Origin of the sequence: Dietzia sp. DQ12-76, assembly GCF_014145045.1 — a bacterium.
Taxonomy (GTDB): domain Bacteria; phylum Actinomycetota; class Actinomycetes; order Mycobacteriales; family Mycobacteriaceae; genus Dietzia.
Genome location: NZ_JAALDV010000435.1, coordinates 1 through 3,419, shown reverse-complemented (window position 1 = coordinate 3,419; position 3,419 = coordinate 1). Strand labels below are relative to the sequence as shown.

Genomic DNA, 3,419 nt, shown 5'->3' with positions numbered 1-3,419 from the left:
TCCGGGTCCACGGCCAGGGTCATACCGGCCACCCGGGAGCCACTGCCCGGAGAGTGAGACGTGGCCCCCGGCTCGCCCATGCTCAGGCCCAGACCTGATCGATCGCGGTCACCTCACGCGGCGGCGCGGCCGGGACGGCGGGCGCAGGGGTACGCGAGAACCGCGGCGCGGGCGCGGGCCCCAAGTCCCCGCCGACCTCGACGAAGGTCTCCCTCGCCGTCATGTGGGGATGGGACAGCGCCTCCGTGTAGGTCAGCACCGGGGTCGTGCAGGCGTCGGTGCCGTAGAAGAGCTCGGCCCACTCGTCGCGGGGCTTCTCGGCGAACGTGGCGGCGATGATCTCCCGCAACTCGTCCCAACGATCCATGTCGAACTGGCCGGGCATGCCGTCGCCGTCGATGCCGAGCAGCCGGGCGAACTCCGCATAGAACTGCGGCTCCAGACAGCCCACTGCCATGAACTTGCCGTCGGAGCAGGTGTAGACATCGTAGAACGGGAACCCGGTGTCGAGCATGTTCGTCCCGGCGACGTCCGACCACTGGTCCCGTGCGCGCATGGCCCACTGGAACTGGCCCAGTACGGAGGCGCCGTCGGTCATCGCGGCGTCGATGACCTGGCCGCTGCCCGAGGTGGCGCGTTCGATGATGGCGGCGAGGATGCCCTGGACGAGGAACATCGACCCACCGCCGAAGTCGCCGACCAGGTTGAGCGGAGGCACCGGGCGCTCGCCCTTGCGGGCGGTGGCGTTGAGGTGACCGGTGAGCGAGATGTAGTTGAGGTCGTGACCGGCCGTGTGGGCGAGCGGGCCGTGCTGACCCCACCCGGTCATCCGTGCGTAGACGAGCCGCGGGTTGAGCTCGAGGCACTCGTCGGGGCCGAGTCCCATACGTTCGGTCACCCCGGGCCGGAAGCCCTCGACCAGCACGTCGGCCTTGGCGATCAGACCGCGGACCTGCGCCAACCCGTCGTCGCTCTTGAGGTTCGCCTCCACCACGGTCCGGCCGCGCCGGGTGATGTGCGCCCAGCCGCCGACCTGGGTGGCGAGTTCGCCGGGACGCATGACGGTCACGACGTCGGCGCCCAGATCGGCGAGCATCATGCAGGCGTGGGGGCCGGGGCCGATGCCGTTGAGTTCGACGACGCGGATGCCGGCCAGGGGGCCGGGGGAGGCAGTGGTCACAGGTGTGCCCTTTCGTGTGGCGTTGCACACACGGTATCGCCTGCCGATCCGCGTGAGCCGGGGAGCATGCGAAAGGACCCGCGTCGGCGGGCCTCTACTAGCGTGGGCGCCATGACCGCAGCGCACGATCCCCTCGCCCCGCCAGTCGTCGACCGCCTCGGCACGCCGGGGAGTCCCGGCGCGACGCGCGTGATGCTCCTGGGCTCGGGCGAGCTGGGCAAAGAGGTCACCATTGCGCTGCAGCGCCTGGGTGTCGAGGTGATCGCGGTGGACCGGTACTCCGGCGCCCCCGCCCACCAGGTCGCCCACCGCAGCCACACGATCGACATGACCGACTCAGGCGAGGTGCGGCGGGTGGTGGAGCTCGAGAAGCCGCACGTGATCCTGCCGGAGATCGAGGCCATCGCCACCGCCGCGTTGGCGCAGATCGAACAGGACGGGCTGGCGCGAGTCGTCCCCACGGCCCGCGCAGTGCAGCTGACCATGGACCGTGAGGGGATCCGGCGCCTGGCCGCCGAGGAGCTGGGCCTGCCCACGAGTCGCTACGCGTTCGCCTCGTCGCTGGAGGAGTTGCAGGAGGCATGCGACCGGATCGGGTTCCCGTGCCTGGTCAAGCCCACGATGTCGTCGTCGGGAAAGGGGCAGTCCTCCCTCCACGGCCCCGAGGACGTGGAGGCCGCCTGGGCCTACGCGCAGTCGGGTGCGCGGGTGACGGGGGCGCGGGTGATCGTGGAGTCGTTCGTGGACTTCGAGTACGAGATCACCCTGCTCACCGTCCGCAGCGTGGACCCGGCCACCGGAGCGATCCGAACGGATTTCTGCGAGCCGATCGGTCACCGTCAGGAGCGCGGGGACTACGTCGAGTCGTGGCAGCCCCAGGCCATGACCCAGGACGCCTACGATTCGGCGCGCTCGGTCGCGGCGCGCGTGACCGGCGCACTCGGTGGCGTCGGGGTGTTCGGGGTGGAACTGTTCGTGCAGGGCGTCGACGTCTACTTCTCCGAGGTCAGCCCGCGGCCGCACGACACCGGCCTGGTGACGCTGCGCAGCCAGGTGCTCAGCGAGTTCGACATGCACGCCCGCGCCGTCCTGGGTCTGCCCGTGGTCACCACGATGTCCAGCCCGGGAGCGTCTGCGGTGATCTACGGCGGCGCCGGCATCGCGCACGATCCTGAGGGTGACCCCGAGGGCGGCTCGAGCGGTGTGGTCGAGGGCGTGGGGTTCGAGGGCGTGGCCCGTGCGCTCGCGGTCCCGGAATCGGATCTGCGACTGTTCGGCAAGCCCTCGGCCAGCGAGTTCCGCCGTATGGGAGTGGCCGTGGCGACCGCCGAGGACGTGGAGACCGCGCGGGAACGGGCCCGCGAGGCCGCCTCCCGCGTGACGGTGGTGAGGTAGGACGTGCGGGGGCGCAGCCGTCGGTTCGGCAGGCTGGTGAGATGACGACGACGAACTCGGTCGCCGACGAGGCCCGCGGGCTGCCCAGGGAGCCGTCCGGTCCGTGGATCCGGCACTCGTCGTGTCCACCCTGCTGATCTGGCTGGCGGTGCTCGCCTGGCAGGCGATGGTGCTCCCCGAGCGGGTCCCGATCCATTTCGGTTCCGGAGGGCGGGCTGACGGGTGGTCCGGCAAGGCCGGGGCGTTGGCGTTCTCGGGGGTGCTGCCGCTCACCGTGTTGGCGTTGATCCCGCTCACGTCGTTGCTCGTCATGCGGGCACCGGAACTCATCAACGGGCCAAACAAGCAGTGGTGGACGTCGACCGCCCCGAGGTTGCGCAGGTTCGAGCGACTGGTCCGTGAGGACCTGTGGCTGATCGTGGTGGTCACACTCGCGCTCCTGGTGGCGATGCAGGTGGGGATCGTGATCGCCTCCGAGTCGCCCGACCAGCGGATGCCGGAGGGTCTGCTCCTCGGCGGTACGGGGCTGTTCGGCGCGGGCATGGTCGCGGTACTGCTCCGGATGTACGTCGGAGATCGGTACGCCGAGAACCCCGACCTGGACTGAGCCTGTGGATGGTCGTCCGATCTATCCACCGCCCCTCTGAGGGGCCTGACCCGGCCCGACCCTCCCCCCTAGCGTCACTACTCGAGCGGCCCGTACCCACGGGCTCGAGAGGGGGCGGGACCGATGGCGGGATCAGGAGCGGAGGTGGGGCCGGTCGCGGCGGCCCTGGTGGCCTTCGAACGGGTCGCGGTGGCGGCTGAGGCGACCCGGGTCCGCGAAGCCGGGGAGCACGCGGCC

The 3,419-nt window shown here is 70.9% G+C and carries 3 protein-coding genes; 2 read left to right on the top strand and 1 reads right to left on the bottom strand.

Going from position 1 to position 3,419, the window contains the following annotated elements; genetic code table 11:
* Window positions 1–82: 82 nt before the first annotated feature.
* The gene (locus tag G6019_RS14190) at window positions 83–1,180 is read right to left on the bottom strand and encodes a CaiB/BaiF CoA transferase family protein (RefSeq protein WP_182613306.1); all 1,098 of its coding nucleotides are present in this window, start codon (window positions 1,178–1,180) and stop codon (window positions 83–85) included.
* Between the two features lie 111 nt (window positions 1,181–1,291).
* Here G6019_RS14190 and purT point away from each other — a divergent pair, with 111 nt between their 5' ends.
* Window positions 1,292–2,575, top strand: coding sequence for a formate-dependent phosphoribosylglycinamide formyltransferase (gene purT / locus G6019_RS14185; protein ID WP_182613307.1), 1,284 nt, complete (start codon window positions 1,292–1,294; stop codon window positions 2,573–2,575).
* Window positions 2,576–2,678: 103 nt separating this feature from the next.
* Window positions 2,679–3,182 carry a DUF1648 domain-containing protein gene (locus tag G6019_RS14180; RefSeq protein ID WP_309230257.1) on the top strand — a complete coding sequence of 168 codons (504 nt, stop codon included), beginning with the start codon at window positions 2,679–2,681 and terminating at the stop codon, window positions 3,180–3,182.
* Window positions 3,183–3,419 lie beyond the last annotated feature (237 nt).